This window comes from Paenibacillus tengchongensis, assembly GCF_008973665.1.
In the GTDB taxonomy this organism is placed as follows: domain Bacteria; phylum Bacillota; class Bacilli; order Paenibacillales; family Paenibacillaceae; genus Paenibacillus_AQ; species Paenibacillus_AQ tengchongensis.
Window position 1 is genome coordinate 220,700 of sequence record NZ_WACP01000003.1, and the last position, 22,063, is coordinate 242,762.

General features: G+C 56.1%; 23 protein-coding genes. 17 read left to right on the top strand and 6 right to left on the bottom strand.

Features of this window, described 5'->3' with window-relative positions:
• The first annotated feature begins 186 nt into the window (after positions 1 to 186).
• Genes F1381_RS06750 through F1381_RS06765 form a run of 4 tightly spaced genes read left to right on the top strand, consistent with a single transcriptional unit; the run spans position 187 to position 3,687 of the window.
• Positions 187 to 1,158, top strand: coding sequence for a metal ABC transporter solute-binding protein, Zn/Mn family (locus F1381_RS06750; RefSeq protein ID WP_151734057.1), 972 nt, complete (start codon positions 187 to 189; stop codon positions 1,156 to 1,158).
• Entirely contained in the window at positions 1,151 to 1,879 is a 729-nt protein-coding gene (locus tag F1381_RS06755) for a metal ABC transporter ATP-binding protein (protein WP_151734058.1), read from the top strand. The genes F1381_RS06750 and F1381_RS06755 overlap by 8 nt, the downstream gene beginning before the upstream one ends.
• Before the next feature lie 3 nt (positions 1,880 to 1,882).
• Positions 1,883 to 2,803, top strand: a complete 921-nt coding sequence (locus tag F1381_RS06760; protein ID WP_151734241.1) for a metal ABC transporter permease — start codon at positions 1,883 to 1,885, stop codon at positions 2,801 to 2,803.
• Positions 2,800 to 3,687 (top strand): metal ABC transporter permease, encoded by an 888-nt coding sequence (locus tag F1381_RS06765; protein ID WP_151734059.1) that lies wholly within the window; start codon positions 2,800 to 2,802, stop codon positions 3,685 to 3,687. Before F1381_RS06760 ends, F1381_RS06765 begins: the two co-directional genes overlap by 4 nt.
• Positions 3,688 to 3,814: 127 nt before the next feature.
• Here F1381_RS06765 and F1381_RS06770 read toward each other — a convergent pair whose 3' ends face one another.
• Positions 3,815 to 4,456, bottom strand: a complete 642-nt coding sequence (locus F1381_RS06770; RefSeq protein WP_246187932.1) for an acetylglutamate kinase — start codon at positions 4,454 to 4,456, stop codon at positions 3,815 to 3,817.
• A gap of 167 nt (positions 4,457 to 4,623) precedes the next feature.
• Positions 4,624 to 7,725, bottom strand: coding sequence for a beta-galactosidase, LacZ type (gene lacZ, locus F1381_RS06775; protein ID WP_151734060.1), 3,102 nt, complete (start codon positions 7,723 to 7,725; stop codon positions 4,624 to 4,626).
• Positions 7,726 to 8,580: 855 nt separating this feature from the next.
• Between lacZ and F1381_RS06780 the strand changes: the two genes are divergently transcribed.
• Genes F1381_RS06780 through F1381_RS06790 form a run of 3 tightly spaced genes read left to right on the top strand, consistent with a single transcriptional unit; the run spans position 8,581 to position 10,518 of the window.
• Positions 8,581 to 8,778: a hypothetical protein gene (locus F1381_RS06780; protein ID WP_151734061.1), complete on the top strand. Its 198-nt coding sequence runs from the start codon at positions 8,581 to 8,583 to the stop codon at positions 8,776 to 8,778.
• Entirely contained in the window at positions 8,771 to 10,030 is a 1,260-nt protein-coding gene (locus F1381_RS06785; protein ID WP_151734062.1) for a DNA polymerase IV, read from the top strand. Before F1381_RS06780 ends, F1381_RS06785 begins: the two co-directional genes overlap by 8 nt.
• Positions 10,027 to 10,518, top strand: coding sequence for a YhjD family protein (locus F1381_RS06790; RefSeq protein ID WP_151734063.1), 492 nt, complete (start codon positions 10,027 to 10,029; stop codon positions 10,516 to 10,518). The genes F1381_RS06785 and F1381_RS06790 overlap by 4 nt, the downstream gene beginning before the upstream one ends.
• A 55-nt stretch (positions 10,519 to 10,573) precedes the next feature.
• Here the strand turns inward: F1381_RS06790 and F1381_RS06795 are convergent, their stop codons facing one another.
• Entirely contained in the window at positions 10,574 to 10,843 is a 270-nt protein-coding gene (locus tag F1381_RS06795) for a hypothetical protein (protein ID WP_151734064.1), read from the bottom strand.
• Between the two features lie 258 nt (positions 10,844 to 11,101).
• Between F1381_RS06795 and F1381_RS06800 the strand changes: the two genes are divergently transcribed.
• Both F1381_RS06800 and F1381_RS28150 read left to right on the top strand, forming a co-directional pair.
• Positions 11,102 to 11,833 (top strand): restriction endonuclease, encoded by a 732-nt coding sequence (locus tag F1381_RS06800; protein ID WP_151734065.1) that lies wholly within the window; start codon positions 11,102 to 11,104, stop codon positions 11,831 to 11,833.
• 12 nt (positions 11,834 to 11,845) lie between these two features.
• Entirely contained in the window at positions 11,846 to 12,022 is a 177-nt protein-coding gene (locus F1381_RS28150) for a hypothetical protein (protein WP_187355224.1), read from the top strand.
• Here the strand turns inward: F1381_RS28150 and F1381_RS06805 are convergent.
• The gene (locus tag F1381_RS06805) at positions 12,006 to 12,884 is read right to left on the bottom strand and encodes a DMT family transporter (protein WP_281349886.1); all 879 of its coding nucleotides are present in this window, start codon (positions 12,882 to 12,884) and stop codon (positions 12,006 to 12,008) included. The genes F1381_RS28150 and F1381_RS06805 overlap by 17 nt on opposite strands.
• A gap of 227 nt (positions 12,885 to 13,111) precedes the next feature.
• On the opposite strand from F1381_RS06805, the gene F1381_RS06810 reads away from it, so the two are divergent.
• From F1381_RS06810 to F1381_RS06820, 3 genes are read left to right on the top strand one after another with little or no spacing between them, the layout of a single operon-like run.
• Complete coding sequence (locus F1381_RS06810) at positions 13,112 to 14,023, top strand: helix-turn-helix transcriptional regulator (protein WP_151734067.1); 912 nt, start codon at positions 13,112 to 13,114, stop codon at positions 14,021 to 14,023.
• A 10-nt stretch (positions 14,024 to 14,033) separates the two neighbouring features.
• Positions 14,034 to 14,855: a helix-turn-helix transcriptional regulator gene (locus tag F1381_RS06815; RefSeq protein WP_151734068.1), complete on the top strand. Its 822-nt coding sequence runs from the start codon at positions 14,034 to 14,036 to the stop codon at positions 14,853 to 14,855.
• 58 nt (positions 14,856 to 14,913) lie between these two features.
• A complete protein-coding gene (locus F1381_RS06820) occupies positions 14,914 to 15,429 on the top strand; it encodes a GNAT family N-acetyltransferase (protein WP_281349883.1) in 516 nt (171 codons plus the stop codon).
• On the opposite strand, the gene F1381_RS06825 is transcribed toward F1381_RS06820, so the two are convergent.
• A complete protein-coding gene (locus F1381_RS06825) occupies positions 15,417 to 16,004 on the bottom strand; it encodes a P-loop nucleotide/nucleoside kinase family protein (protein WP_151734070.1) in 588 nt (195 codons plus the stop codon). The two genes, F1381_RS06820 and F1381_RS06825, sit on opposite strands and share 13 nt — an antisense overlap.
• A gap of 126 nt (positions 16,005 to 16,130) precedes the next feature.
• On the opposite strand from F1381_RS06825, the gene F1381_RS06830 reads away from it, so the two are divergent.
• Positions 16,131 to 16,502, top strand: coding sequence for a DUF488 domain-containing protein (locus F1381_RS06830; RefSeq protein WP_151734071.1), 372 nt, complete (start codon positions 16,131 to 16,133; stop codon positions 16,500 to 16,502).
• Positions 16,503 to 16,693: 191 nt separating this feature from the next.
• Here the strand turns inward: F1381_RS06830 and F1381_RS06835 are convergent, their stop codons facing one another.
• Positions 16,694 to 17,479 (bottom strand): MBL fold metallo-hydrolase, encoded by a 786-nt coding sequence (locus F1381_RS06835; RefSeq protein ID WP_151734072.1) that lies wholly within the window; start codon positions 17,477 to 17,479, stop codon positions 16,694 to 16,696.
• A gap of 830 nt (positions 17,480 to 18,309) precedes the next feature.
• On the opposite strand from F1381_RS06835, the gene F1381_RS06840 reads away from it, so the two are divergent.
• The 4 genes from F1381_RS06840 to F1381_RS06855 all read left to right on the top strand — a co-directional run bounded on the left by F1381_RS06840 (position 18,310) and on the right by F1381_RS06855 (position 22,051).
• On the top strand, positions 18,310 to 20,583 hold the full coding sequence (locus F1381_RS06840) for an amylo-alpha-1,6-glucosidase (protein WP_151734073.1): 2,274 nt from the start codon (positions 18,310 to 18,312) through the stop codon (positions 20,581 to 20,583).
• On the top strand, positions 20,580 to 21,068 hold the full coding sequence (locus F1381_RS06845) for a GNAT family N-acetyltransferase (protein WP_151734074.1): 489 nt from the start codon (positions 20,580 to 20,582) through the stop codon (positions 21,066 to 21,068). The genes F1381_RS06840 and F1381_RS06845 overlap by 4 nt, the downstream gene beginning before the upstream one ends.
• A 102-nt stretch (positions 21,069 to 21,170) precedes the next feature.
• A complete protein-coding gene (locus F1381_RS06850) occupies positions 21,171 to 21,725 on the top strand; it encodes a TetR/AcrR family transcriptional regulator (RefSeq protein ID WP_151734075.1) in 555 nt (184 codons plus the stop codon).
• Positions 21,722 to 22,051 carry a DMT family transporter gene (locus tag F1381_RS06855; RefSeq protein ID WP_151734076.1) on the top strand — a complete coding sequence of 110 codons (330 nt, stop codon included), beginning with the start codon at positions 21,722 to 21,724 and terminating at the stop codon, positions 22,049 to 22,051. The genes F1381_RS06850 and F1381_RS06855 overlap by 4 nt, the downstream gene beginning before the upstream one ends.
• The last annotated feature ends 12 nt before the right edge of the window (positions 22,052 to 22,063 follow it).

Here is a 22,063-nt window from a genome sequence, read left to right on the forward strand (position 1 = left end):
AGCAGCAGTGTGCGGGACCGGGTCTGGTTTTATATGACATTAATCTTTCCTGAGGGAAAAACAGTTTGACATCAGAAACAATAGGCAGTATTTTAATATATATAAAATAAGTTTCTCCAAGGAAACATTATTAGCGCAATGCACATTATTTCACTTTGGACAATTTATGATTCTGGAGGAGAGAAGATGAGAAGCCATGGATTGAAGCGTGTAAGGACGATCGGAGCGGCTGTGCTGACCTTGATGCTGTTAACTACGGCATGCGCACAGGGAAACGGCGGCAACAGCGCAGCAGGCGGCGGTGAGGGGCGGATTCAAGTCGTAACCACCATCGCGCAAATTGCTGAGCCGGTCAGTGTGATCGGCGGAGATAAAGTGCAGGTGGATAGTTTAATGGGTCCCGGCGTCGATCCGCATCTGTATACGGCGACCCAAGGTGATATCGCCAAGCTGAGCGGTGCCGACCTCATTCTCTACAGCGGCCTGCATCTGGAAGGGCAGATGAGCGAGGTGTTCACCGAAATCGGCAAGACGCGGCCCGCAGTGGCCATCTCGGAGCAAATCCCCGAAGACCAGCTCCTGAAGGACGGGGAAGGAGCGACTGATCCGCATGTCTGGTTTGACATTGAGCTGTGGAAGCAGGCGCTTGCTCATGCCACCGAAGAGCTGAAGAAGCTGTCGCCGGAGAATGCGGAAGCTTTTGAAGACAACAAGAACGCTTATTTTACCGAGCTGGACACCTTAAACGAAGCCTCAAAAAGCAAATTGGCCGAAATTCCCGAAGCGCGGCGGACGCTGATTACGGCCCACGATGCTTTCGGCTACTTCGGACGTGCCAATGGAGTTGAGGTCGTGGGGCTGCAGGGCCTCAGTACGGAAGATGAATTCGGCGTTTCCGACATAGACGATACGATTGACCTGCTGCTGGAGAACGGAATCCCGGCCGTGTTCGTGGAGAGCAGCATCAATCCCAAATCCATCGAAGCGGTCATTGAGGGCGCCAAGAGCCGGGGGCATGAGGTCGTTCTGGGCGGTGAGCTGTTCTCGGACGCGATGGGCGAAGCTGGGACTTCCGAGGGCACTTATTTAGGGATGTACAAACATAATGTAGACACCATCTACGAAGCGTTAAGCGGAGGGGGCGGGGGCAATGAGTGATCTTGCAGTTGAAGGCTTAAGCGCCTCTTACCGGCAAAATAAAGTGCTGCACGACGTCTCCTTTCAGGTGCAGCCCGGAACGCTGACGGCCATTGTCGGACCCAACGGGGCCGGCAAATCGACACTGCTGAAGGTGATGCTGGGGCTGCACCCCAAGCTGTCCGGCCAGGTGACGTTCTGGGGCAGGCCGCTGACAGAGGTCAAGACGCGGATCGGCTATGTGCCGCAGCGAGGCTCGGTGGACTGGGATTTCCCGACGGATGCGCTCGATGTGGTGACGATGGGGCTTTACGGCAAAGTCGGCTGGCTGAAACGGCCTAAGGCCGCTCACCGCGAGCAGGCGATGGCTGCGCTGGAGAAGATGGGCATGGCCGGCTATGCCCGCCGCCAGATCAGCCAGTTATCCGGCGGACAGCAGCAGCGGGTCTTTCTCGCGAGGGCCCTGGTGCAGAATTCCGACCTGTACTTCCTGGATGAGCCGCTGGCCGGCGTCGACGCAGCCACCGAGACGGCGATTATGACGACGCTGCGGCTCCTGAAGGAGCAGGGCAAGACGGTGATGGTTGTCCACCATGATCTGCATACGGTCGAAGCGTATTTCGACCATGTGCTGCTGCTGAACCGGACGGTGGTTGCCCATGGCGGCACGGCGGAGGCTTTTACCAAAGATCAGGTGTACCGTGCTTACGGCGGGGCACTGCGCTGGACCGGAGGTGCATGATTGATGCTTGCCGGACTCTCACCGAATACACAGTGGGTATTGATCAGCACCTTGATTCTAGGGATGGCTTCCGGATTGACCGGCTGTCTGGCTTACTGGAAAAGACAAAGCCTGATGAGCGACGCACTCTCGCATGCCGCCCTGCCGGGCGTTGTCATCGCCTTTGCGCTGCTGGGCTTCAAGAGCATTCCCGGCATGATCGCCGGGGCGGCCGTGAGTGCGCTGCTCGGCTTCCTGTTCATCCAGTGGATCCAGTCCTCGTCCAAAATCAAAGAGGATACGGCGATGGGGATCATCCTGTCGATCTTCTTCGGACTCGGCATGATGCTCCTGTCCATCGTGAACCGTACGGCCGGCGGCGGACAGAGCGGGCTGGACTCCTTTATCTTCGGGCAGGCGGCCTCGATGACCGGCAAGGATGTAAGGACGATGTCGGCGCTGGCGCTGGCCGTCATTGCCGTAGTCGCGGCAGGCTTCAAGGAATGGAAGCTGTTTCTGTTCGACAGCGATTTTGCCAGAGGCCTCGGACTCCCCGGAAGGCTGATGAACGGCATTTACATGTCCATGCTGATACTGGTCATCGTTATCGGCATTCAGGCAGTCGGCGTCATCCTGATGTCCGCCCTGCTGATTATTCCGCCGGTGAGCGCCAGATACTGGACGCAGTCCTTTAAGCGGATGCTCATGCTTTCCGCGCTGTTCGGCGGAGGGGCAGGGGCTGCCGGAACCTGGATCAGCACGCTGGGCAAAGGGTGGCCTACGGGACCTTTTATCGTTGTGGCGTCGTCCTCGCTGTTCCTGGTTTCGCTGGTCTTCGGCTCCCAGAAGGGCTGGCTGGCGAAATGGCGCCATGTGCAGGCGCATAAACGGCAGGCTGCGGAACCGCTGCGGCAGACGGCCCGGAAGGAGGGGGAGGCTATATGAGCTACACCGGCTGGATTCTGCTTACGGCTTCACTGGTCGGGTTAACCTGCGGACTTGTCGGCACCTTTCTGATACTGCGGCGGATGGCGATGATGGCCGATGCCATCAGCCACAGCGTACTGCTCGGCATCGTCGTCGCGTATCTGATTACCAGACAGCTGAGCGGCGGGCATATGCTGATCGGCTCCATCGTCGCCGGGCTGCTCACCGCGCTGCTGGTCCAGTTCCTGCAATCGCGCGGCGTGGCCCATGATGCCTCCATCGGGGTGGTGTTCACGACCCTCTTCGCCGCAGGAGTGATTCTGATTGCCACACAGGTTGGCAATGCCCATCTGGATGTGAAGCATGCGCTTATGGGCGAGATCACCTTCGTCCCTTGGAACACGGTGGAGGTGCCGTGGCTTGGGGCGGTTCCCCAGGCAACGCTGCTGCTCTTCATCGTGCTGGTCATTGTCCTTACCGTAATCATCGCCTTGTATAAAGAGTGGAAGATCACCTCCTTTGACCCGGCGCTGGCCGCCAGCCTCGGATTGCCCGTAGCTTTGCTGCATTACCTGTTCATGACACTGGTATCCGTGACCACCGTTGCTTCCTTCGATGCGGTCGGCGCGATCATGGTCGTGGCGATGCTGATTACTCCGGCTGCAGCCGCCTATCTGTGGACGGAGCGGCTGTCCGTAATGCTGCTGCTCAGCTGCGGCTTCGGCGTTCTGGCGGCGGTCGCGGGCTACTATATCGCGGTGCTGCTCGACACTTCGATCTCCGGCTCGATGGCCTTTGCCGCAGGGCTGGTGTTCATTGTCAGCTTCCTGGCTTCGCCGGTGAACGGTGTGCTTGCCAGGCATTTCCGGGCACCGTCCATGGCGGAGGAGCAGGGGCGGTAGCCCGGTTCAGGCGGGAGGATTCCCGTTCCAATATGAAGAAGCATAAACACACAGAGCAGCGATCCTCCGTTAAGGAGAATGGCTGCTCTGTTCATTTTTCCTTTTTCGTGGGATTCCGCTTTGTCTGCTATCTTCTGAACATCCGGGGGAACTGTCTGACGACCGCTTCGCTGAGGGCATCGGCCATCATTAAAGCCCCTTGCTCAATACGCTCAAAGATATCCACGCTCTCCTTGTACTGCCCGTTTAGGATAGCCAAGGCTTCCGCTTTGGTCATCTCCAGATGTGAATAGAAAAGCTTCTTAAAAGCGCCTTTCGGTAAATAGGGATTGATACGGTTAAGAAAATCGATAATCTGATCGGCGTTGGCATACCATTTATTCTCCGCCTCCGCTGCGGCAACGGTATCGCCTTTTTTGGCTGCTTTAATCAGATCGGCAGCAATCGTCAGATGCTCTGTGATCAGCTTGCTATAAGCCTCGGCGATCTTCGGTCCGTAAAAGGGCTGGAGCGCCGCTCCCATATCGGGGGCGTTGCGCAGCAGCCGGGCCAGCACCACATCGATGTCGGGCAGGGTGAAGGCGAGGCTGTTAATCGCAAGGCGCGTCCAATAGACATGCTGCTCCCACAGCAGGCGCATGTGATTGCGGAAAGCCAGCTCAGACGGGGTGATGAACCTGGCTTGCGGTCCAGGATAAGCAGAACGGAACATAGATGCAGGGTGAGGCCCTGCAGATTCGGGAGCGCGGACTCCCCAGTAAGTGTACATGCCTATAGCCTCCTTAATCTACTTGTGCCATCATATGCCGGAGCGCCCATGGCGTTCTGAAAAAGGTGCCTGCCGCTCAAAAAAGACCCGTTCAGGAGCGTCTCAAAAAAGCAGAGCAGCGATCCGCTGGTAAAGGGGACCGCTGCTCTGTTCTTGTATTATGCCATTTACAACGGAGTAATCGTAAAGCGGAAGACGTACGGACGGTTGGCCGGAAGTGTGAATTCCGGATGCACCGGAGCGCCCCAGCTGTCGTCGCCGCCGACGCCCATCTGCTTGTAGTTGACTCTCAGCACGGTTTTGCTTGAAGGCGGCAGCTTGTAGCCGTGATCGCTCGCCTCCAGCTCTTCCGGTGTCCACGGCAGGGCATTGACCTCAAACGGCATGCTACCGTCGAGGCGCAGTCCGGAGCCGCCGGCACCCGCTGTCAGGCTGGCTGTTCTGACATCCGTCTTGTTGCCGCATTCCTGCGGACGGAGATACGGCACGAACTGTTCGGCGACCTTGCCGCTGTAGCGGCCCAGCTTCGCCCCGGTCTGACGGTCCCAGTGATTCTCATGCGGACCGCGGCCGTACCAGCCGATGGTGTCGAGTTCCCCGTCCAGCACCAGCAGCATGCCGATCTCCGGAATTTCCGGCAGCGCTGCGCTGCCTGGCGTCAGCTCCTGGGTAACGCCGATGGAGCCGTCCGGGCGCACCTCATACGAGACGTGAAGAAGAGAGTCCGGTCCGGTCGGCAGAAGGTAGCTGGCTGCAATCCGCAATACATTTCCTTCCATTTGATGCGACATGCGTACCAGCTGCCGGTTATGCGAGGCTTTCTGCCACACCGCGCAGCGTTCCGGATGATGGTTGCCCCGGTCATTGTCGGTTGCCGCCCGCCAGAAATTCGGTCTGACCGGCTCCAGGAGCCGCTCTTTACCGGAAGTCCGGTAGGAGGTCAACAATCCGGTCGCCGTGCTAAAGCTTGCTGTGAAGTCTGCACCGCTGATCTTCACGGATTCTTCATCCGTGTCAACCTGCAAGGAGGCTCCCTGCGCCAGCGGAGCGGCTTCAGGAAGATATGGCGCCAGAATGAATTGCTCCCAGGCCATCTCATGCCCGGCCTGTGACCAGAGTGTAGCTTCCTGCTGTACAAAGGAAATGGTGAGCACGGCTTCCTGTCCAGCCGGAAGCGCCGCAAGATCGTACGGCAGGGTAAACTGGACGGTCTCGCCCGGAGCGGCGGCAATGTTCAGTCTGTCTTCCTGGGACGGTTCGCCGTTTACGGCAATGGTCCATTGCAGCTCATAGCCGGCGGTGTCGGTGAACAGGTAGCTGTTGCGCAAATGGAACTGTCCGGCTTGAAGATCGGCTGCGGTAACCTTGATGCTCTGGTAGCATTTCTTGACTTCAGCCAGCTTCGGCGTCACCGTGCGGTCGGCAAACAGCAGGCCGTTGCCGCTGAAGTTGCCGTCATGCGGCGATTCGCCGAAATCCCCGCCGTAGGCCAAATATTCGATGCCCTCGGATGTCTTGGTACGGATGGCCTGATCGACCCAATCCCAGATGAAGGCGCCCTGCAGAATATCGTATTTGTCGAACAGCTCGGTGTACAGATGCAGACCGCCGCAGGAATTGCCCATGGCATGGCTGTATTCACACAGGATATACGGCTTCTGCGGGTTGTTCTTGGCATAGCTCTCTACCTCATGGGGCCGGATATACATGGTTGACTCGATATCGCTGGCGGCTTCGGAAGGGCGGTAATGGAAGATGCCCTCGTAATGGACCGGACGCGACGGATCGGCTTCCCGCAGATAGTCATGCATCGCCAGGAAATTGTCGCCGCCGAAGGATTCATTGCCGAGCGACCAGATGACAACGGACGGATGGTTCTTGTCGCGCTGCATCATCGAGTTGCAGCGGTCGATGACATTCGCCCGCCACTCCGGCCAGCCGGCCGGAACGTTGAACCGGTTCAATTCGGTCTGGCCGTATTTCCAGCTGCCGTGGGTCTCCAGGTTGGTCTCGTCGATGACATACAGGCCGTACTGGTCGCAGAGCTCATACCATACCGATTGGTTCGGATAATGGGAGGTGCGTACGGCGTTGACATTATGGGATTTCATCAGCTCGATATCGCGGATCATGTCAGCCTTCCCGAGCGCGCGTCCCGTGTCGCAGGAGAATTCATGGCGGTTGACGCCCTTGAAGACCACCCGCTTGCCGTTAATCCGCATGAGACCGTCCTTGATCTCGAAGGTGCGGAAGCCAACCTTGCAGCTGACGGCTTCCTGCAGCACGCCTTGGCCGTCTGTGAGCGTCAGCGCCAAGGTATAAAGGTGCGGCTTCTCGGCGCTCCAGAGCTGCGGCGCCTTCACGGCGGCGCCTAGCGTCACTTGTGCTGCGGCTCCGGGAGTAAGGGTTACCGGCGCCGGCCACACCAGCGCGCCCTTGGCGTCGTACAGGTGCAGCTGCAGCTCATATCCGTCCTGGGCGCGGTTATCATCATTGTACAGCTGGATATCTACGGAGAGCTCCGCATCCGTGAACGATTCATCCAGCCGGGTGTGCACGAAGAAGTCGGCAATGTGCACCGGCGGCACCGTATACAGGTACACGTCGCGGAAGATGCCGGAGAGGCGCCAGAAGTCCTGGTCTTCCAGCCAGCTGGCATCGCACCAGCGGTAGACCTCTACGGCCAGCTTGTTCTCGCCGGATTTCAGGTACGCCGTGATGTCGAACTCGGAAGGGGTAAAGGTGTCTTCGGAATAGCCGGCCAGTTCACCGTTGACCCAGACGTAGAAAGCGGATTCAACGCCCTGGAAGCTTAGAATAACCGGCTGGCCCGCCCACTCCTCAGGTACGGTAAAGGTGCGGATGTAAGAGCCTACCGGATTGTAGCGCGTAGGCGCAAACGGCGGTGCCAGCTCGGGCTCCGACTCGGCCCAGGGATAACGGACGTTGGTATATTGCGGGTAATCATACCCGTGGAATTGCCAATGGGAAGGAACCGGAATTTCCGCCCAGCTGCTGCTGTCGTAATCCGGGCTGTAAAATTCCTTGATCCGCTGCTCCGGCGTTTCGGCGAAGGCAAACTGCCAGCTGCCATTCAGCGACTGATAGCGGGAGGAAGCATCGCGGTCGCCCTGCAAAGCCTGCTCCAGCGTAGGGAAGGACATCATCGACGCGCGGGCGGGCAAGCGGTTTAGTTGAAAGATCTCGGGATTATTGTTCCATTCGGGATAACCGTTTACAGGTGGCGTATAAACCAACTTAGGGCGCACATGAACATCTCCTTATGTTTAGATATTCATATTATAAACGCGCCTCTGCGTCCGGTATATATAAGGATATTATGCAGATATATAAGAATATGAAACCATGGTGCTTTTCGGTGTACAGCTGAAACCGAGATGCGGCGGAACAGAGGACCCGATCATCCGTAAACAGGATCGTGAAGGGCCGATGCGTAGACTCCCTGTCCTCAGAGTGCGGGGGGACTTAAACCGAAGGAGCGGTAGCTTTCTGCTGTCGAAAGTCCAAACATTTCCGGCTGCACCCCCCATGTGTTTCAAAAGTTTAACTATATAGTTTGATTTTGGCACACTAATTTTGCTGTCTTTACTGATTTCAGACATCTAAGTGGATTATCGCATCTTAATTTGGACGATATTAGCGTCATCATGGATTGTCGTACCTATTCAGTGGCGGATATCCAACTAGATTTGCGGTAAGCTCCATACAGGTGAAATTAGGTGGCGATTTTCCAACTATATAAGTGAACAAAAGTACTCTACAAAAAAGCTGGAGTGCGAGGTGGGAGTATAGTTAGATTGCCGCCGCTTGCTTTTCGCATACACTTGGCTCCAAATTTAATAACGTCCGGGGTGAAGAGGGATGTTTTCGATTTTGGAAATAGAAAGAACCCGGCGGGCATTAGTCTGGCGGGTAATTGCCTGAAAATTTGCGCATGATAAGTCAAAGCTGCATAGAATAAGTCAAATATTGTGAGTCATTCGGATGGCTGTCATCATTTATACATAATCATTCCAGTTGAGGAATATACTCATGATTGATTAACGAACATCTGTTTGGTTATAATACAAACAAATGTTCTTATTTTATGGAGGCGATCAGTCATGAGAATGGCTATTGGTCAAATCGTTGAAATCATATATCAAGACAAGGCGGGCAAGATCACGCAGCGGAAGATCGAGGTTCTGGGCATCCGCGACGGCAGGATCCGGGCGAATTGCCTCACTACCGGTTCGCCGCGGGTATTCCTGGCAACGGGCATTCTGGCATGGTATCCGGAACGGGGGCGGCGGCATGCCTAAGGAACGGCTGATTCTGCTTTCGGACTGCCAGTCCTTTTACGCGAGCGTCGAGAAGGCGGCTCATCCCGAATACAAAGATAAGCCTGTGGCCGTAGGCGACCCGGCGCGGATGAACGGAATTGTGCTGGCGGCCTGTCCCATGGCCAAAGCCCGCGGGGTGACCACGGCTTCCCGCGTAGGCGAAGCGCTGGCTAAATGCCCCGAGCTTATCGTCATCCGGCCGCGGATGGGCACGTACATTAAGGTCTCGCTGCTGATCTCGCAGATTTACCACAGCTATACGGATCTGGTCGAGCCGTTCAGCATTGATGAGCAGTTTCTCGATGTGACAGGCTCGCTCAGCTGTTTCGGGGAAGATGTGCCGGGAATCATCCGCTCCATCCAGGAGCATGTCCTATTGTCCACCGGCGTCTGGACCCGGGTCGGAATCGGGCCAACCAAAATTCTGGCCAAAATGGCCAACAACTTCGCCAAGAAGCAGAAAGACGGCATTTTTCGGCTGGATTATGACAACATCGGTCAGGTGCTCTGGCCGTTGCCTGTCCATGACATGTTTATGGTGGCTAACCGGATGGCCCGGAATTTTTACCATATGGGGATTACCACGATCGGCGATATCGCCCGGATGGAGCTGGGTGAATTTAAGCAGAGAATGCGGACCACGATGGGTAAGCAAAGCGACATTCAGGCGGAGTATTATTGGCAGACGGCGCGCGGCATCGATCCGAGCCCCGTCGTCACCGGGATGCGGCACCAGGTTAAATCGGTCGGTCATGGAAAAGCGCTGCGCTGGAACCTGTACACCCGGCTGCCGGAGATCGAGGTCGTGCTGCTGGAGCTGGTGATCGAAGTATGCCAGCGGGCGCGGCGGTACCGGTATATGGGAGCTGTGGTATCTATTGCGGTGTCCGAGACGGACGGCCATAAATCGAACTCGTATACCCGGCAAATGACGCTGCCCGAGCCTTCGGCTTTGACGCATGAGGTGGCTGCCGCAGCTTACCGCCTTTTTGTGGACAATTGGACCGGAATGCCTTTAAGCCGTCTGGCCATCTCCATCTCCCAGCTGAGCGATGACCGCGTCATGCAGCTCACGTTGTTCGAAGACCGTGTCCGCACGTACAACAGGGAACGGGCCGTTGACCAGATCAAGACGCGGTACGGCAGCCGGGCGCTGATCCGGGCGTCCTCGCTTCTGGAATCGGCGGTTGCCCTGGAGCGGGCGGAACAGATCGGGGGACATTACAAATGAGCAAATTAAGCGGCAATGAGCGCTGGAAGACCAAGATGGTCCTGACCGATCATGTGGACCAGTACGAACAGAAAGAACAGCAGGAACGGAAGCCGGACGGCGGGGGAGCCCTGCTCTCCAATGCCGAACGGACGATGGTCCGGGATTTGATTCTACTGCCTTACATAGATGAGATCGTCAGTAAGAGCATTAAAGAAATTGAACGCTCGGGCAACGTGCTTGCGCGCCTGTACTTAATGGCCGGCTGGTACATCCAGAACCGTATCTCCAGGGACACCTGGGAGCTGCAGAAGGAGCTGAAGCAGCGCAATATCCGTTTCTGGGCGGATGAGCAGGACGACTTCATATCGTATTATAAAATCTTCTTCCGGGGCTACGAGGAGCAATTCGGGCTGACCCGCGACGTAATGCGCACGGAAATCAGCTTGCGGCTGACCCGGTATACCTCCGAGCTGGGGGCGGCGCTGAAAGAGCTGGTAAAGAAGTAAGCGAAGCTTTCGGTGAAGCCACAAACTTTTGTCCAGGGAGCAAGCAAGCCTGCTCTCAACGCACCAGCTCTGTCATCCAGGGAAAAAGAACATCCAAAATATCCATCCCATAGTATATGGTGAGCGCCCCTAAGAATAGCCCGAACACACCGCCAACCCGGAACAGATTTCTGGGCCTTGGCGTGCTGTCATCAAGCGTAACCGTTTCCCGGGAATACCTTTTCTGCAGCACAATTTTCCTTCCAAACAAGAACCGGATGGACTGAAAGATGATCCCCGCTCCAATAAGACGGACGAATATATCTTTGATTACTTCAATGTCCATGGGACCACTCCTACTTCAAAAGTTGAATAATCAGCACAGTAATGAGGAAAACAAGCAGATACAGCAGATATCCCTTGATGGATTTGGGTTTGGGACCCAAATTGAAACTTCTTCTCATCAGGATCACCTCCGGGGTTTAACCAATATTACCCATGGGGAGGACGGTTACGCAGCAGTTTTTCTATAATTTTGCAGGAATATAGTCCCAGACGTCGAAAATATCCGCTGATCTGATAAATCGATTACGGAGGGCTTAAAGTGGCAAGAAGAAGAAGCAAAGAAAAGCGGGAAGAGGAATTTTTTCAAGGATTAGCCGGGATATCGGCAATGATTTTCGCGCTTGGCGGTTATTTTATTACCCGTTCGATTTATGGTTTAGTCGCAGGGGTAGCTATTGCATTTGCCATTGTGATTTTGATTATGCGGTTTATTGATAACAAACGGGCTGAACGCCTGAAACGATCGGGAATAGCCGACATTGATAACATGGAAGGTATTCAGTTTGAGAGGTATCTGGGCCACTTGTTTCGGGCGCAAGGGTATAAGAGTGAGGTTACGAAGGCGGCAGGGGATTATGGTGCAGACCTACTGATCCAGAAAGACGGCAAGAAGATTGTGGTCCAGGCCAAACGTTACAACAAGAATGTCGGGATCAAAGCGGTACAGGAGGCGCAGGCAGCGATCGCCCATTATGGAGCGTCTGAAGCCTGGGTTGTTTCTAATAGTGATTATACGGCTGCCGCTTATGAACTCGCACAGTCAAATCGTGTTCAATTAATCAACCGTGAAGCTTTAATTGAAATGGTGCTGGCCATGAATCCTGATGCCGCCCCAACGCCGAAGGCTGTCATAGCTGAGGTTCCGGTCGATGAATTCACTTGCCCGCGATGCGGCAGCAGGCTGGTTCTCCGCAATGGCCCGAGAGGCCAGTTCTACGGCTGCAGCAGCTTTCCGAAGTGCCGGCATACTAAGCCGATGAAGGCGATTTAAGGATACAGTAATTTGTATAGATTGTTTCTGCTCTACCTGGCTTATAAAGCGATAAAGCACCGCAAAGAAGAAATCAATCTTCACGGTGCTTCTAATGATGAACATCCTCAATCCCAAGGTGGCGATCTTCTTGCTATTGCCGGGATGATCTTTACCCTATTGGCCGTCAAGATTATGATGATGCATTAACCGGCTTCTTGGCTTTGGCCAGGATCGTGATGGTGACAATTATGCACAGCGCACCGAGCCATTCTGCAGGGCCGAACCGTACATGGAGCCAAGCGACGGAGATGACCGCAGCGGACAGGGGCTCGACCGAAGCCAGCAGACTGACCTCGGAGACGGGCAGGCTTTTGGTGCTCTCCATGTAGCAGTAGAAGGCGATGATCGTTCCGAAGATCACAACGAAGGCTGCGGCGGCCAGGGAGCCCAGGGACCATTCACCTGAAAAATGCCAAGGGGGATGAATCAGGCTGGAGAAGACCCCGCCGATCAGCATACCCCAGCCGACGACAATCAGGGAGCCCCACTTGGCCAGCAGCTTTAGCGGTTGTAAGGTATAAAATGCGAGGGCGAACGCGGAAGCAATGCCCCAGAATACCGCCTGGCCCGAGATGGAGAGGGAGCCGACTTTCCCCCCGGTAGCCAGCAAAAATGTGCCCAGCACGGCAATCCCGACCGACACGATTACGGCCGGTCCCGGAAGCCGCTTGGCGCGCAGCGCCAGGTAGCAGGTAATCAGCGCGGGAGCCAAATATTGCAGCACCGTCGCGGTGGCGGCGTTGCCGTGCTGAATGGCCGCGAAATAAGTATACTGGGTCGCCAGCATGCCCGGTATGCCGAACAAGAGGATGCGGAAACCATCGGTTTTATTAGTCCAGATGCCCCAAATCCGGGAGCGGTCCTTTTTATAGGCGATTCCCAGCAGGACCAGACCACCCAGCAATAAACGGACGACGGTGAGCCACCCGGTGCTGAACCCCCGTTCCTGAAAAAGATATTGGGCGGCTGTACCCGATACTCCCCATAACGCGGCCCCTGTAAGCACCAGAGCGATTCCTTTCCTTCTGGACGATGAGGCGGTTGATGATGATTTTAAGGATGCTGTGCTTGAAACGGATACGCTTGATGATGGTACAGCTGATGGACCGGCGTTCAATGTACTCCCCACTTCCCGATAACTATAAATATTGTGATATATTAAGTCATATTAAGGGCAAATCCGGCTCAAGAATATCAGAATCGGATGCAAAAATAACAATATATTGAGGGTAGAGCATGCAGGTTACAGATTTTAGAAGGGACCGGAATTTAAAGGAACTGACGGAGCACCGGACCGTTGTTCTGCCGGTAGCCTGTTACGAAACAACGATTACGGACAATATCCACCGCTATATCCCGCTGCATTGGCACGACGAAGTCCAGTTTGTACTGGTGACCCAGGGCGAAGCCTTTTTCCAGGTCAATGAAGAGAAGACGATGGTTAAGGCGGGCGAAGGACTCTTTATCAACAGCGGCTGTCTGCATTTGGCAGAAGATCTCCACGACACCGGATGTGTATACATTTGCCTGAATGTGGCTCCCGAATTTGTGCTGCCGCGGGAGCTTTATACCGCTTATGTCTATCCCTATATCCAGGCCACCAGCCTGCCGTACATTTTTGTGAACCCGCAGAAGGAATGGGGGGCGAATATTGCGGACGCCATGCGGAGTATTCACCGTCTGATCTCCGGGCAGCCGCCCCTGTACGAGATCGATATTACGCTGCAGCTGGCACTCCTCTGGAAGAACCTGATCGCGGGCGGCTTTCCGCTGGAGTATAAGCAGGAAGAAAGACTGAAGAGCGAACGGATGAAGCGCATGCTGAGCTATATTCATCTGCATTATGCCGAGAAGGTGAGTCTGGAGGATATTGCGCGGGCGGGGCAGCTGAGCCGCTCGGAGTGCTGCCGCTATTTCAAGCGTCTGCTTCATCAGTCGCCCCTGAGTTATATGATTGATTACCGGATTCAGCAGAGCCTGCTGCTGCTGCGGCAGCCGGGCGCGGGTGTGACGGAGGTGGCTTACCGGGTGGGCTTCAACAGCACCAGCTATTTTATTGATGTATTCCGCAAGTCGCGGGGAATGACGCCCCTGGCCTACAAAAAAAGCTGCAGCAGCCGGGAAAGCATCCGCTATAATCAGTCTTAAGGGGTGGCGAATGAACAGCAAAATGATTTTTTGCGATACGGAAGAGACGGCGATGCTGCCGCTGTATGCCACGACGATCGGGTACTGGGAGCATCAGGAGGAGACGGAGCGGCCGGAGGGCTTTCCGGATTACCAGATCCATCAGATCCATTCAGGCAAGGGCGAGCTGAGCATCAGGGACCAGCGGTATGTAGTCGGTCCGGGCGAAATCTTTGTGACGTTTCCGCATGTGCCGCATGCTTATACGCCGCTCAGCCGGGCATGGGAGCTGTCCTGGATTTCGTTCGACGGGCGTGAGGCGGGCGGGATGCTGGCCTTCTCCGGAATCCGTGAGTCCGGCACAGCAACGCTGCGCGGCGGGCAACTGCTCGGCGCGCTGCTGGAGATGCTGAACCTGCCGGACGGCAATGAAGCGGGGGTGAATCTGGAGCGTTCCCGTCTGCTGTATGCGATGCTGCTGGAGCTGAAGCGGAGCCTGCCGCCGGCGGCGAGCGGGGAGGATGATCTGGAGCGGCTGCGTCCGGTGCTGGAATACATCGATGCCCATCTGCACCGGCCGCTGCAGCTGAAGGAGCTGGCGGAGGTTGGGGGCGTATCCCCCCAATACCTGTGCCGCCAGTTCAGCAGAACCATTCATGAGCGGCCGGTTACTTACATCAACAAGCAGCGGATCAACCGGAGCAAGCAGCTGCTGTACAACGAACGCGGCAAAAAAATCCACGAAATCTCCCGGCTGGCCGGTTTCGAGAACGTCAGCTATTTCTGTGCCGTCTTCAAGCGGGTCACCGGGATGACGCCCGAGCAGTTCAAGCGGCTGCACGGGCTGGAGTAAGAGAGGAGGGCTAGTCATACATACAGGGACACAGAGACTCGAAACACAGCGGCTGATTTTGCGGCCGTTCATGCAGCAGGATGCCGGAAGCATGTATGCCAACTGGATCAGCGATCCGCTCGTGCAGGAGGATTACGGCGAGCCGGCTTACCGCTCGGTCGCTGAAGTGGAAGCCCTGCTGGAGAAGTGGACAGCGGCCTACAGCAGGGAAGATGTTTACCGCTGGGCAATTGAACGGAAAGACGGAGAGGGGTGCATCGGGCAGATCGCTTTTTGCAGTGTGGATACCCTCCATCACTATGCGGATATTGAATACTGTATCGGCGCCGCCTACCAGAATAAAGGCTATGCCGGTGAAGCGCTGGAGGCGGTTATTCGTTTCACCTTTACTGCTACCGGCCTGCAGCGGCTGCAGGCTTTTCACCGGGGCAGAAATATAGGCTCCGGCCGGGTGCTCCGTAAATCTTCTATGAAATATGAAGGCACGCAGCGGCAAAGCTTCTACTATGTGGACAGCGGAGAATACGATGACCGGATTCATTACGGGATTGTAAAAGGCGATTATTCCCCGTAAATAAAGCGCTCCACCTGAGCGGCGGCGCCGGCGAGGTCGGGGGAAGAATTGTCGAACCGGAGGATGTGGGCCGGCGGCAGCGGCCAATTCAGCTCCCGGTCCGCGAACGCGCTGCGGAACTTCGCCCAGTTGCGGAATTTCCAGTCGTCGAGCGGCGATTGCCGGTGCGAGATACGCTCGCGGTACAGCTCTTCGCTGTCCAGCCCGACCAGGACGACCTTGACCTCGGTATCGGAGAGAGACCGTCCGCGCCGGGAGAGCTCACGGCCGATCCACTCGGGATCGGCGGCTTCCTTGGTGAACGGGCCGACGATATACATATCGCTGGCCAGCCCGAGATTGTCGAGCGCGGCGTCCATCGTAATCCGGTAGCCCAGATCGCGGCACAGCGCTTTGTACTCTGCGGAATCGCGGTCGGTGGGGTCAAGACCGTGCATCGTCATGATGACATCTGCAGCGGGACGCAGCAGAATGTCCATGTCGAGGACAGCGGCGGGCCGGCGGGCGGCGATGGCCTTGGCCAGGGTGGTTTTGCCGGCTCCGGCCGGTCCCAGAAAGAAAACAAATCGGTTCATCTCGTGCACTCCTTGTTAGAGAACGGATAGATTGCATCTCTCCCATCGTAACACGGATTGACCGCCGGGGAAATTAAGCGGATACTATTAGTGATATAATGGCGGCTGCATAAGGAGGCGTACAGCATGGACGGCATATCCCGGTCAATCGGGATCAAACGGATTTATGAAGAAGCCTCCGCCGGAGACGGCTGCCGGATTCTGGTGGACCGGCTGTGGCCGCGCGGCGTATCGCGGGAAGCGGCGGCAGTCGGCGAATGGATGAAGGAGATCGCCCCCAGTCCGGAGCTGCGCAAGTGGTTCGGCCACGTGCCGGAACGGTTTCCCGGATTCCGTGAGCGGTATAGAGCTGAGCTCGAAGATGATCCGGTCCGCCAGGAGCTGGCCGGGCGGATTCAGGAGCTGGCCGCGCAGCAGCCGGTAACCCTGCTGTACGGGGCGAAGGACCCGGTACATAATCACGCGGCCCTGCTGCGGGAGTGGCTGCTGAGCGGATAGCAGGGGGAGAACAGATAGGAGGCGGGACAGATAGCGGGGCGGAACGGTTAGCTCGGGATGGATAGCATGGCAGAACAGATAGCAGGGCAGGGTGGATAGCAAGTCAGGGCGGTTACCCGGGCAAAAAAGATAGCAAGTCAGGGCGGTTACCCGGGCAAAAAAAGATAGCAAGTCAGGGCGGTTACCCGGGGTCAGAACTGGATGCTGAAACCGTTGAACTGGTGGATACCTGTCCCGAAACGGACCAGCCCATTATCCCGGAGATAGATAACGGCGTTCCTTACTTCATGTAGAATAGCCGGATCAAGGCCAAGGCTGTAATGTGAGCCGTACACTTTCCGGATGTGAGGGAGATGGGCGATCCGCTCAAGCGAGCTTACCAGATCGGCTGGATTTGTCGAAGGGTAAAAGGCATAGACAGGCATGGTGTCATAAAGCAAATCACCGGTAAATAAATAGCCTGAGGTCTCGTCGAGAATGCATACATGACCGGGTGAATGCCCGGGCGTATGCAGAATTCTGAGTTTCCGGCCGCCCAGTTCCCAGCTTTCTCCGTCCCGCAGCAAGCCCGCAGGCTCACCTTGAAACGGCCGGTAAGCTGCCGGATCGAAGGCTTCCGGCAGTGGCAGCATAATGTCTCTGATGATATTTCTGCGGATTTCCTCGATGGACAAGCCTTGGATTCCGTTAATTAACCAGTCCTGATCCTGTTCATGGACATATATGGCGTCATAAGCTCCATGGCTGCCGATATGATCCGTATGAACATGGGTGGTGAAGACCTTCAGGGGCAGGTCGGTAAGCTGGTCGGTAACCCGTTTGATATTCGCAATGCCGAGCCCGGTATCGATGAGGACGGCCAGCTCCGTACCCAGCAGCAGGTAGGAATGAACCTTCTCCCAATGCCCGTATTCACTGATCGCGTAGGTACGGCTGTCGATTTGCTGAACGGTAAACCATGGATCCTGGACGGTCATGAACTCGCTCCTTACGGGGGATGTTTTAATATACTTATTATAGTCAGCATCTGGCTTGCGAGAAAGGGCGGGCTGGAGGTCTGCGCGTATGAAATTTATAGATCATTTGGTCGGGTCAAGATATTAATTGGGTTTTCGCCACTTAAATTGCCCCATGAGGCTGGGTTTCTGTAATTTAATTCGATAATCGCCACTTAATCATAGTGCTGAAGCTGATGGGAGCGAACTTTCGTTGAAATAGATGGCGGAAATCCAACTAAAGTTGGAATATGGGACGGTCGGCGGGAAATAGATGGCGGAAATCCAACTAGAGCTGGAATATGGGACTGGCGGCGGGAAATAAGTGGCGGAAATCCAACTAGAGCCGCAATAGGACAACGTTGGCGGAAAATTGGTGGCGGAAAACCGGCTAGAGTCGGAATATGGGACTGCCAGCTGGAAATAGGTGGTGGAAATCAGCCGAAAGCCAATTAAACTGTAATCAGGTTAGCGTGCCTGTGGAATGGAATCACCGATATAAGTGCCCTGGCTGCCTCCAAGCACGGCCATTTGGCAAAACGTTTGCACAACTTTGAATAACTATTGTCAGCCATCTTAGCGTAGCTATACACTTCCATTTTTAAGTAACTACACATGCCGTTTTCAAGTAACTATATAATGCATTTTCAAGTAACTATAAACTTCAATTTTCATGTAACTATCAACTTCAATTTTCAAGTAAACATAAGCTATTCTTAAGTAACTATAATCGGCCTATATTATGGTCTGCATATTACAGCACATTAAGGAGAAAGCCGCCCAGCTGCGGCAATAGAGGAGGAATTTTAATAATGAATTCTTATGAGACTGCGAATAACGCCGGGGAATCTCCGCTGCTGGATGCCATGGCGATCGGCGTGACGGCGGAGGAGAACCGGGCTGTCTCGTTCACGAATAAAGAAGCGGCGTTCTATTATACGCAATCGCATGTGAACAACCATATCGAGCATGCCTATTTCGCCGGGCTCAACATTGCCAAGAACCGGATCTTCGGCGGGTACAAGCTCTATTTGGACGGCGTGCAGGTGGACCATAAGGCCTCTGAAGTATGGGTCTATCCTTATAAAATGCTCCGCAAGCACGGTCTCCTGACCGAGGAGCTACGGATGTTCGATTACCGCAATGCACTGGAGGTCAGCCTTGCGGGGGCAGAGGGGAAGATCGGCCTCGCCCTGGAAGGCGAGCAGGTTGAAGTGATTGACCGCACAAGCACGGTGCTGTTCTTCTCTGCCACCGAAGGCGGCTGGATCATCGCGGTCAGCGCAAGGGACGATTCGCCGCTGGCGCTGGATGGCGCCGTAATCGCGGCGGATGCCGCAGCGGGAGGCTTCCTCATCGGCGCCGGCCGAACCGCCGCGGAAGCGGCCGCAGTGCTTGCCGACATCCGCGGGAACGGCGGCCGTTACCGGGCGGAACGCACCGGCCGGATGGAACGGCTGCTGCAGCAGCATGTTCCGCTGGAGAGCAGCGACCCGGAGCTTGTGCTGGCGCTGAATTGGCTGAACCTCACCATGGACCAGCTGGTGACGCGCCAGCAGGGCGACGGCATTTATGCCGGACTGCCGTGGTTCAATGAATATTGGGGCCGCGACCAGTTCATCTCCATGCCCGGCGCGGTGCTGGTCAGCGGCCGGTTCGCCACGGCGCGCAGCATCCTGCTGTCGTTTGCGGAATATCAGAATACGGATGAGAGCTCCAGGTTCTTCGGCCGGGTTCCGAATATTCTCGCTCCCGAGAATATTGACTATCATACGACCGACGGGACGCCCCGTTTTGTAATCCAGCTGCAGGATTATGTGAAATATTCAGGTGACACCGGGATCATTGAGCAGCTGTACCCTGCAGTCAAGAATAGCATTGAAGGCTCGGTCCGCTACTGGATGGATGACAACGGGTATCTTACCCATGATGACAATGAGACCTGGATGGATGCGCGCGATGCGGAGCTGAATTCGTATTCGCCGCGCGATACGCGCGCCAATGATATTCAGGCCTTGTGGTATAATCAGCTGCGGGCCGGTGTATACTTCGCCGAGTATATGCAGGATACGGCCAATGCAGAGAAGTGGGGCGGGATTGCCGACCGTCTGGCCCGGAGCTTCTCCGCCGACTTCACGGATGCGGCTCATCCGTATCTGGCGGACCGGCTGGATGCGGACGGGGCAGCCGAATATTCGCTGCGTCCGAACCAGCTGTTCGCCTTCGATCTGCTGGCGGACGGCGAGTTTAAATGGCAGGCGCTGCGCACGGCATGGGAGGAGCTGGTCTACCCATGGGGCACCGCATCGCTGGACCGGCGGCATCCGTTCTTTCATCCGTATCATTTGACGGAGCACTACCATAAGGATGAGGCTTACCACAACGGAACAGTCTGGACGTGGCTGAACGGCATAGCCATGCAGCGGATGATTGAAGCCGGACAGGCGGAGACGGCATTTGGCCTGTTCCGCAACATGAACCGGCAGGCGCTGCAGCTCGGGGTAGTCGGTGGATTATGCGAGAATATGGATGCTTATCCGCATGAAGGGGCAGCGTGGGCGACATTGACCGGCGCCTATCTGCAGGCCTGGTCGAACGCCGAGCAGCTGCGGACCTGGTATCAGTATGTGCTGGGTATCCGCCCGGATATGATTATGCGGGAGCTGACGCTTGCGCCCAGAATACCGGGCAGTATCAAGGATGTGCGGGCAGAGGCAATCATCGGGGAAGGAAGCGTAGAATTCGCCTACAGTGCCGGACCCGAAGCTTCCTACACGTACACCTTCCGCGGCTTGACGCTGACCGCAGCCGTTGACCTGGCACCGTTCGATGCTTATGAAGTGGAGGCGGTTCCGGATTCCGTACTGCAGATCAAGCGGAATGGACAGTCCTTGGAGACCAGGTTAACGGACAGCACCGGCCGGCTGCTCTATGAATCCGTTGCCGCACCGGCCGATGAGCGTCTGCAGCGGCAGGCCGCCAGCGACCGGATCTTTGACGGCGTAGAATTCGCGCAGCCGCTGAAGACGGAGAGCCATCCGGTCATGACAACAACGAAGCACAGAAAGAAGGACGCCAGTGAATGAAGATCAGACCGATTGAAATTAAAGACAATGCCGGGATTGAGCGGGTAATCCGGGAGACCCTGATTGAATTCGGCGGCAACCGGGAAGGACTGGCCTGGGCCGACCCGAGCATGCACGACTTGTACAGCTATTATAATGAGGCGCCGGGACGGGCCTACTGGATTGTCGAGGCGGACGGGCAGGTAGCCGGAGGCTGCGGAATTGCCGAGTTTGCCGGCGCCGGTCCAGTCTGCGAGCTGCAAAAAATGTATCTGACCGCAGATGCCCGGGGCACCGGAATCGCAGCCAAGCTGCTGGAAACGGCGCTCGAATTCGCCCGCCGGCACTACGGCAGCTGCTATCTGGAGACGCTGCAGAGCATGCAGGCGGCCAACCGCTTTTACCTGAAGCACGGCTTTAAGCCGCTGGACGCACCGCTTTCCGGATCGGAGCATTTCGCCTGCGATGCCTGGTACATCAAGGCTTTGAGCGCCAAAGCCGAATAGAATTGATCGCAAACGGCCCTTGGCTGCAGCACATGCAGAGGGGGCCGTTTGATTTGACTTTAAAACCGTCCAGACGGTATAGTAAATGCGGGGGTGAGACCAATGAACAGCAATTCCAAACGCAATCAGCTGCTGGAAGCGGCGGCCGCCGTTATCCGCACGCAGGGCGTCGAGAAGCTGACGCTGGAAGCGGTGGCCAGAGAGGCCGGGGTCAGCAAGGGCGGGCTGCTGCACCATTTTCCGAATAAAGCGGCACTGGTCAGCGGAATGTTCGGCAAGCTGTGCCACGATTTCTCGGCAGAGGTCGAGACTAAGGCCAGCCATGATCCGGCCGCCGGCAATTGGAGCAGAGCGTATCTGGAAGCCACGGGCGAGGATCTGCAGGGAGACAAGTGGATCGGAACGGCTCTTTCAGCCGCCCTGTTCAGCGATCCGGAGCTGCTCAAAGATATTCAGGCGGATTATTCGCACTGGCAGCGGCAGATCGAGCAGGACAGCAATGATCCCGTTCTGTCCACAGTGATCCGGCTGGCCGCCGACGGCCTGTGGTTTGCCGAAATGTTCGGATTGGGCAGGCTCGATCCGGGGCTCCGCGATCAGGTGCTGCAGCGTCTTCTGGAAATGTCCCGACAAGAGGAAGGAGGGAGCCGGCCATGAATTCATATCTTTTGTTATCCATTGCCATTATCAGCGAGGTGTTCGGCAGTTCCATGCTGAAAGCGTCGGAGGGGTTCCGCAGGCTGCTGCCTTCTCTGGGTGTTGCTGCAGGGTTAGGACTTGCTTTCTATTGCCTGTCATTATCTCTGCAGAATATCCCCCTGGGAACGGCTTATGCCATTTGGTCCGGGGCGGGTACAGCGCTTACGGCAACGGTAGGTATTGTCTTTTACAAAGAAAGCATAAATGCCAAGAAGCTGCTGGGGCTGCTGCTGGTCATCGCGGGTGTGGCCGTTATGAAGCTGGCGACGGACGGCGCCCACTAATCACATACCGGA

Excerpts from the sequence above, each read along its gene's own strand:
- F1381_RS06750 (WP_151734057.1), top strand. The coding sequence starts at position 187 with ATGAGAAGCCATGGATTGAAGCGTGTAAGGACGATCGGAGCGGCTGTG.
- F1381_RS06755 (WP_151734058.1), top strand. The coding sequence starts at position 1,151 with ATGAGTGATCTTGCAGTTGAAGGCTTAAGCGCCTCTTACCGGCAAAAT.
- F1381_RS06760 (WP_151734241.1), top strand. The coding sequence starts at position 1,883 with ATGCTTGCCGGACTCTCACCGAATACACAGTGGGTATTGATCAGCACC.
- F1381_RS06765 (WP_151734059.1), top strand. The coding sequence starts at position 2,800 with ATGAGCTACACCGGCTGGATTCTGCTTACGGCTTCACTGGTCGGGTTA.
- F1381_RS06770 (WP_246187932.1), bottom strand. The coding sequence starts at position 4,456 with ATGTACACTTACTGGGGAGTCCGCGCTCCCGAATCTGCAGGGCCTCAC.
- F1381_RS06780 (WP_151734061.1), top strand. The coding sequence starts at position 8,581 with ATGAGAATGGCTATTGGTCAAATCGTTGAAATCATATATCAAGACAAG.
- F1381_RS06785 (WP_151734062.1), top strand. The coding sequence starts at position 8,771 with ATGCCTAAGGAACGGCTGATTCTGCTTTCGGACTGCCAGTCCTTTTAC.
- F1381_RS06790 (WP_151734063.1), top strand. The coding sequence starts at position 10,027 with ATGAGCAAATTAAGCGGCAATGAGCGCTGGAAGACCAAGATGGTCCTG.
- F1381_RS06795 (WP_151734064.1), bottom strand. The coding sequence starts at position 10,843 with ATGGACATTGAAGTAATCAAAGATATATTCGTCCGTCTTATTGGAGCG.
- F1381_RS06810 (WP_151734067.1), top strand. The coding sequence starts at position 13,112 with ATGCAGGTTACAGATTTTAGAAGGGACCGGAATTTAAAGGAACTGACG.
- F1381_RS06815 (WP_151734068.1), top strand. The coding sequence starts at position 14,034 with ATGAACAGCAAAATGATTTTTTGCGATACGGAAGAGACGGCGATGCTG.
- F1381_RS06825 (WP_151734070.1), bottom strand. The coding sequence starts at position 16,004 with ATGAACCGATTTGTTTTCTTTCTGGGACCGGCCGGAGCCGGCAAAACC.
- F1381_RS06830 (WP_151734071.1), top strand. The coding sequence starts at position 16,131 with ATGGACGGCATATCCCGGTCAATCGGGATCAAACGGATTTATGAAGAA.
- F1381_RS06835 (WP_151734072.1), bottom strand. The coding sequence starts at position 17,479 with ATGACCGTCCAGGATCCATGGTTTACCGTTCAGCAAATCGACAGCCGT.
- F1381_RS06840 (WP_151734073.1), top strand. The coding sequence starts at position 18,310 with ATGAATTCTTATGAGACTGCGAATAACGCCGGGGAATCTCCGCTGCTG.
- F1381_RS06845 (WP_151734074.1), top strand. The coding sequence starts at position 20,580 with ATGAAGATCAGACCGATTGAAATTAAAGACAATGCCGGGATTGAGCGG.
- F1381_RS06850 (WP_151734075.1), top strand. The coding sequence starts at position 21,171 with ATGAACAGCAATTCCAAACGCAATCAGCTGCTGGAAGCGGCGGCCGCC.
- F1381_RS06855 (WP_151734076.1), top strand. The coding sequence starts at position 21,722 with ATGAATTCATATCTTTTGTTATCCATTGCCATTATCAGCGAGGTGTTC.